The organism is Acinetobacter sp. YH12255 (assembly GCF_013417355.1).
Lineage (GTDB): Bacteria > Pseudomonadota > Gammaproteobacteria > Pseudomonadales > Moraxellaceae > Acinetobacter > Acinetobacter pseudolwoffii.
Genome location: NZ_VPEC01000080.1, coordinates 1 through 5,911, shown reverse-complemented (window position 1 = coordinate 5,911; position 5,911 = coordinate 1). Strand labels below are relative to the sequence as shown.

The 5,911-nt window shown below is 55.9% G+C and carries 7 protein-coding genes and 1 pseudogene; 4 read left to right on the top strand and 4 right to left on the bottom strand.

Features of this window, described 5'->3' with window-relative positions; genetic code table 11:
• The 4 genes and pseudogenes from FTV30_RS15375 to FTV30_RS15365 all read left to right on the top strand — a co-directional run.
• A pseudogene (locus FTV30_RS15375) lies at nucleotides 1–181 on the top strand (IS3 family transposase); the annotation flags it as partial.
• 62 nt (nucleotides 182–243) lie between these two features.
• Nucleotides 244–1,004 (top strand): IS5-like element ISKpn12 family transposase gene (locus tag FTV30_RS15370; RefSeq protein WP_085947932.1). Its coding sequence is split into 2 segments (ribosomal slippage): nucleotides 244–568 and nucleotides 568–1,004, totalling 762 coding nucleotides; the frame shifts between segments, so codons are not numbered across the junction.
• A gap of 10 nt (nucleotides 1,005–1,014) precedes the next feature.
• Nucleotides 1,015–1,623, top strand: a complete 609-nt coding sequence (locus FTV30_RS16465; RefSeq protein WP_306415568.1) for a DUF6596 domain-containing protein — start codon at nucleotides 1,015–1,017, stop codon at nucleotides 1,621–1,623.
• A 272-nt stretch (nucleotides 1,624–1,895) separates the two neighbouring features.
• Nucleotides 1,896–2,081 carry a hypothetical protein gene (locus FTV30_RS15365; protein ID WP_004197549.1) on the top strand — a complete coding sequence of 62 codons (186 nt, stop codon included), beginning with the start codon at nucleotides 1,896–1,898 and terminating at the stop codon, nucleotides 2,079–2,081.
• Nucleotides 2,082–2,146: 65 nt separating this feature from the next.
• Here the strand turns inward: FTV30_RS15365 and FTV30_RS15360 are convergent.
• The 4 genes from FTV30_RS15360 to aac(3)-IIe all read right to left on the bottom strand — a co-directional run bounded on the left by FTV30_RS15360 (nucleotide 2,147) and on the right by aac(3)-IIe (nucleotide 5,720).
• A protein-coding gene (locus FTV30_RS15360; protein WP_162832797.1) for an IS3-like element ISKpn11 family transposase occupies nucleotides 2,147–3,285 on the bottom strand; the annotation gives its coding sequence in 2 pieces (ribosomal slippage) (nucleotides 2,147–3,018 and nucleotides 3,018–3,285; 1,140 coding nt in all).
• 246 nt (nucleotides 3,286–3,531) lie between these two features.
• A complete protein-coding gene (locus FTV30_RS15355; RefSeq protein ID WP_040234282.1) occupies nucleotides 3,532–3,723 on the bottom strand; it encodes a hypothetical protein in 192 nt (63 codons plus the stop codon).
• Nucleotides 3,724–4,304: 581 nt separating this feature from the next.
• Nucleotides 4,305–4,847, bottom strand: coding sequence for an AAA family ATPase (locus FTV30_RS15350; RefSeq protein ID WP_002063889.1), 543 nt, complete (start codon nucleotides 4,845–4,847; stop codon nucleotides 4,305–4,307).
• Between the two features lie 12 nt (nucleotides 4,848–4,859).
• Nucleotides 4,860–5,720, bottom strand: a complete 861-nt coding sequence (aac(3)-IIe, locus tag FTV30_RS15345; protein WP_000557452.1) for an aminoglycoside N-acetyltransferase AAC(3)-IIe — start codon at nucleotides 5,718–5,720, stop codon at nucleotides 4,860–4,862.
• Nucleotides 5,721–5,911: the final 191 nt, after the last annotated feature.

Here is a 5,911-nt window from a genome sequence, read left to right as displayed (position 1 = left end):
CCTCGCAAGCTTTCGATCAATCAAAAGCTCCAACAGAACCACCCATCGATCTAAAAAAACTACATGCAAAAATCGGTGAGCAGGCATTAGAAATTGATTTTTTAGAAGGTGTGTTGAAGAAACTGGGTCGCTTCAACCACAAAAGTTAATCGATGACTCACTTCAGATTTCAGTATCTAGGGTCAGGACCCATTGATTTGAACTGACGGCTGTGATTCAGATGGGCGTATAGGAGCCCGACTGATGAGTAATTTGTTTTGGCTGACGGACGAGCAAATGGCTCGTCTTCAGCCCTATTTCCCCAAGAGCCATGGCCGCCAGCGCGTTGATGATCGACGCGTTCTGAGCGGCATCATCTTCGTCAACCGCAACGGGCTGCGTTGGCGTGATGCGCCGAAGGAATATGGCCCGGCGAAGACGCTTTATAACCGCTGGAAACGCTGGGGCGACAAGGGCGTATTTATCCAGATGATGGAAGGTCTGGCCGTGCCTGAAGCCGCAGAGCACAAGACCATCATGATCGATGCGACCTATCTCAAGGCCCACCGCACGGCTTCCAGCTTGCGGGTAAAAAAGGGGGCGCGGGCCGCCTGATTGGACGCACGAAAGGCGGCATGAACACCAAGCTTCATGCCGTAACGGATGCGAGTGGTCGCCCGATCAGCTTCTTCATAACGGCAGGCCAGGTCAGCGATTACACCGGTGCTGCCGCCTTGCTTGATGAACTTCCCAAGGCCAAATGGTTGCTGGCCGACCGTGGCTATGATGCCGACTGGTATCGTGACGCTTTACAGGCGAAGGGGATCACTCCCTGCATTCCAGGTCGAAAATCCCGCAAGAAGACCATCAAATACGACAAACGCCGCTACAAACGGCGCAACCGGATCGAGATCATGTTCGGGCGTCTCAAAGACTGGCGGCGTGTCGCTACGCGTTACGACCGGTGCCCAATGGCCTTTCTCTCCGCCATCGCTCTCGCTGCGACCGTTATCTTCTGGCTATGAGCAATGAGTCCTGACCCTAGCGCATATCAAGCCAGAGGAGCCTGAGGTACTTGGTCTTTTAGCCCTCATGGAACTCCAGTGCTCTCGGCTGCTTGCCCGACAAGATCGTCAAGGCTTGCCAGTGCCGCTCGATCGTCAGGATCGTGGCTTGTGGGATCGATTGCTCATACGTCGAGGTCTGGAGATAGTTGAGCGAGCATGCCGCATGTCGTCTCCCACTGGATGGTATCTTCTGCAAGCGTTGATTTCTGCTTGTCACGCGCGGGCTGCGAGCTTTCGAGACACCAATTGGCGAGAGATACTGGCGAGATATGACGCGCTCTTCCTGTTGAGCCCTACATACGTAGTTGCCCTCAATCGAGCAGTCGCTGTGTCGTGGGCCATGAACCCCGCTGCAGGGATGGCGGTCCTTAAGGCGATTGAGGACGAGTGGGACGTGGAGACCTACCCGCTTTTTCACGCGACGCGGGCGGATTTCCTTTCGCGTCTTGGTTTCCAAGACCAAGCTGCGGCAGCCTATCAGGCTGCGGCCGTACTCAGCACCAACCTACCTCAAAAGTTGTTCTTGGTCACGCGCGCTGAGGAATGCCTGGCAGGGTCTCGGACAGATGTTGGATAACATCAGTCGATTGACGGTGATTGCGCGCACGTGGACGCGCATCATGACAGGTATGACGAGCCTTTGAACGTCCGCTGGCTGTGCCGGCGCCATCATATCCGGCTGCACTTCTACGGTGAGGACATGTTTCCTATGTGCAGGCCGCATCACGTATGAACGGCGGCTCTCCGGTTATGCCTCAACGCCGCTGAAAGCGTCGCGCGGTCAGTCAGCCATGACGATCATACCTTATTCAGATCATGCGATCGGCGCCCTGCCATCAGGAGGATGAAATGCGTAAAGATCAGATCCCGGATTTCGTTGATGAGATCTTCGCCACCGGCTGCCCAATCACCGCAGTAGGACAAGATTGCTATGTTTTGCAGAGAGCGATCTGCTGGCAGAAGACTTCGACCGTGTTGGTGAGGTGGTCGATAAAATCTGCCAGCGATAAGGAAAGCGTGACCATCTGTTGCTGACATCAGAGGTGGCTCGGTTTGTCTGAACAGTTTTGGGCGTTTTGCTAAGTGGATTTCCGCCTTGATTATGCCGCCACCATCATTGGTGCCAGCGCGTTGAAGTAGGCCTGATCCGGCGTCTGCCGGTCAAGGGATGAATGTGGACGTCGGCTATTGTAGAAGGCGAGATAGCGGCCGATGCCAGCGCGAGCCTCGGATACGGTCTTGTAGGCGTGGAGATAGACCTCTTCGTATTTGATCGACCGCCAGAGCCGCTCGACGAAGACGTTGTCGCGCCACGCGCCCTTGCCATCCATCGAGATGGCGATCTCCGCCTTCTTCAGCACGGCTGTGAAGTCGATGGAGGTGAACTGCGAACCCTGATCGGTGTTGAATATTTCAGGCTTTCCATAGCGGGCCAGCGCGTCCTCGACCGCTTCGATGCAGAAGTCCGCCTCCATCGTGATCGACAGCCGCCAGGACAGAACCCGCCGGCTAAACCAGTCCACGACGGCGCAGAGATAGACGAATCCCCGCGCCATCGGCACATACGTTATGTCCATTGCCCAGACCTGGTTGGGCCGGGTGACCGCCAGCTTGCGCAGGAGATAAGGATAGATTTTGTGACCTGGCGCTGGTTTGGAGGTGTTCGGGCGACGGTAGATTGCCTCGATGCCCATCTTCTTCATCAGCGTGGCGACGTGCAACCGCCCGACCTCGGTCCCTTCACCCCTCAAAAGCCCTTGCAACATCCGACTTCCGGCGAACGGATAGTCGAGGTGCAGTTCGTCGATCCGCCGCATCAGGTCCAGATCGCCGTCGGACACTTGACGTGGAGAATAGTAGACACTGCCACGGCTGAAGCCGAGAAGCCTGGCCTGACGTGCGACCGACAGTTTGTGTGTTCGGTCGATCATTTCTTTCCGCCCAGCAATCCCGCTTTGCCGAGCGCTCCGGCTAAAAAATCATTCTCCAATGTCAGTTCGCCTATTTTGGCGTGCAGCGTTTTGACATCGACGGTTGGACCTGCCGGTTCCGCCTTCGCTTCATCGCCGAAAACGCCTGTCGCCCCATCAAGGAGCTGGTCTTTCCACTGTTTGATCTGGTTGGCATGCACGTCGAACTGCTGGGACAATTCCACCAGCGTCTGCTCACCTCGGATCGCGGCGAGCGCCACTTTTGCCTTGAAAGCCGGGCTGTGGTTCCGGCGCGGTCGTCTTGTCATGGTATCTCCTGTTCCCGGCATCTAAGCCGAAGTCAGGCAGAAATTCCACTTATCACCGCTGTGCAGATTTCCCGAGCCACCTCTATCGTCGATCATTTGAGGAGCCTCGGCCGTTTCTACGACCTGCGGCTTGAGACACTCCAATAGCGACTATGGGTCGGTCCGCGCTTTAGAATAAGGGATCTAGACCCTGTCGCCAATTTTGGCCTGACGGGGGTTTCCAGCTACGCCTTCATATGTCGTGCCTCAGCCGCGCTGCAAGCGCCGGGCACTGATGCCCAGCATGCTGGTGGTCTTCACCTTTCCGCCGACGCGCCTGAGGATGATGATTGCCGCGTCCGTGGCCAGCCCGGTGCCGATGGCAGCCAAATGACCCAATTGGAACGGCAGATAGCCCGGCTTGACCACGAGAAGCACTCCGATGAAGCCGATGACCACGGCGGTCCACCGCCGAACCGCGATGCTGAAGCCACAAATCGAGCTTTGCGAGGAGTTTCTTTATCCGTCTCAATGAGATAAGGGCCAACTTTAGATCAAGTGCGTCGTAGTACGGCGTGCACCTTGGGCTTGATCCAGCTATAGTGTAATTGTATGCTGGAAATATGTGCAACCCTGGTGTCTAGGCCGTGCGAAGCCAATCAGGCTCGAAAGTCGTTGCGGGTTGTTATCCGTTAAAGGCGGCGACTGTAGCCGCCGCTATTTGGCCCCTTGATACCATTTAGCATTTGGAGCTTTAGGTTCTATAATTTAACGTTACGCTACAGCCGACACCCCGCTTGCCTGAGCGTTTGGATTTCAATCACTTAGTAGACCAACTTGCGGGTCGACGGTTCGTGTCCCTTCAAGGCGGAGGCTTCGGCAGCTGGCGTCTCTATGCCGCGGTGGTGCTTTTCCGAAACGGAAGTCGCCCATTCGCGTCACGTAAACCGACCGTCAGGCGGTACGGCTTAGGAGAATAATCGCAAAGCAGACTGAGACCACCACCCTCGCGCTACCCTTTGCGCAGGCGTCGAAGGCGATCAGGTGCGCTGATCGAGTCTGTCGAGCACCATCGCTGCAAGTTCATCGCTGGTGTGTGCACCACTATCGAGAACACGGGTTGTGGACGGAAGCCGTTCCCTTGCGGCCAAGCATCGGGCGACATTCGCTAATCGCCACTCTCGAATCTCCGCATTCCGATTCGGGTCAGGATGCATGGTCTGGTTCGAGATCCGGTGACGCAATAGGTCCTCGTTAAGCATCAGAAAGATGTGCAGCAGCTGATCGTCGATCTGCCTTAACCCGTCGAGTATCTCAGTCAGATAGTCCGGGTGCACGAGCGTCATTGGGATGATGATGTCCTGCGAGTAATTCCTGCGAATCTCGCTGACCGCAGCGATCGTAAGTCCCCTCCACAAGGGGAGATCCTGATAGTCTCCGCTCGCTGGTATGGGGACCGTTTCTTTCACCACGAACCCGATTTCCTCAGGGTCAAAGATCAGCGATTTCGGACGCCGATCGCGCAGCCGCTCAGCGAGAGTCGTCTTTCCGGCGCCGAAAGGTCCGTTGATCCAGATTATCATTGTCGACGGCCTCTAACCGGAAGGCTCGCAAGAGCGCTGGGCGGCTTCGTGTGCTGGCACGATCGGAGTGGCTCCGAAGTGCTTCTCAAGATAGGTGACGCCGAACGTCACGATGTCCTGCGCGTCGAACAGGTAGCACTGAGCAAAGCCCACGACACCTTCTCGATGGCGACCGAGCTTCACGTAAGCATTTGCTATAGTTTCGACCGCATCCGGCTTTCCTTCGATAGCAAAGCAATCGAGAATGCCGTTTGAATCGTATTCTGATGCCGTTTTCCAGGCGACTTCACCGTTTCTTCCAAGCATCGGCATCTCATACGTCACCCATCGTTTGTTGGGGATATCCGCAACCGCCTCGGCGTAGTGCAATGCGGTAACGGAGTTTAGCGGCGCACCCAACAGCAGGGCCTTCCCGCCAAGGCGGACGAACCGCTCGACGGGCGACCCTTCCCCCAAGGCGTGACCGAGTTCGTGAGGCTCCGTCAGCGTTTCAGCTAGCGGACCAACCGCGACCATCGATGCATCGGGGTGCGCGCTGCGCCGCGCGCCGGGGGCTTGAACCAGAAATTGATTCAGCAGGCCGAACCCACGGTAAGTCCCGGCCGTTGCGGGATCGAACGGCGGCCAGGTACGGCGGGCTTTGTCATCCAACCGAGCGCCATTCAGAGTCTCCTCGTAGGGTGATCGGTCCCACGACGCGTATCCCATCACAGTGCCAGTCGGCCCAACCGCGGAGCGTAACGCGGCAACGACCGTCTCCGCTCCTCCTTCGACCGGACCAATCGCTTTAAGTGAGGCATGCACCATCAACAGGTCACCGGTTTGGACTCCGAGTTTTCGAATTGCCTCCGTTATTGCCTTCCGCGTATGCATCGCGATATCTCCTCTAAACTCTCTGTACACGACAAAAATAGATAACTCATTGAAATAATGTCATAATAATTGTTTTCTAACGACGAATACTATGACACATCTCAATGAGTTATATCTTATCTTAAACAAATCTCTAAAATGGAACAAGTCACATTTAAAGTGCTTTGCGCTCATCATGCTTGTGATTATTT

What these genes read in the sequence shown, in the direction of transcription:
- FTV30_RS15365 (WP_004197549.1), top strand. Translation starts at nt 1,896, where the DNA reads ATGCGTAAAGATCAGATCCCGGATTTCGTTGATGAGATCTTCGCCACC.
- FTV30_RS15350 (WP_002063889.1), bottom strand. Translation starts at nt 4,847, where the DNA reads ATGATAATCTGGATCAACGGACCTTTCGGCGCCGGAAAGACGACTCTC.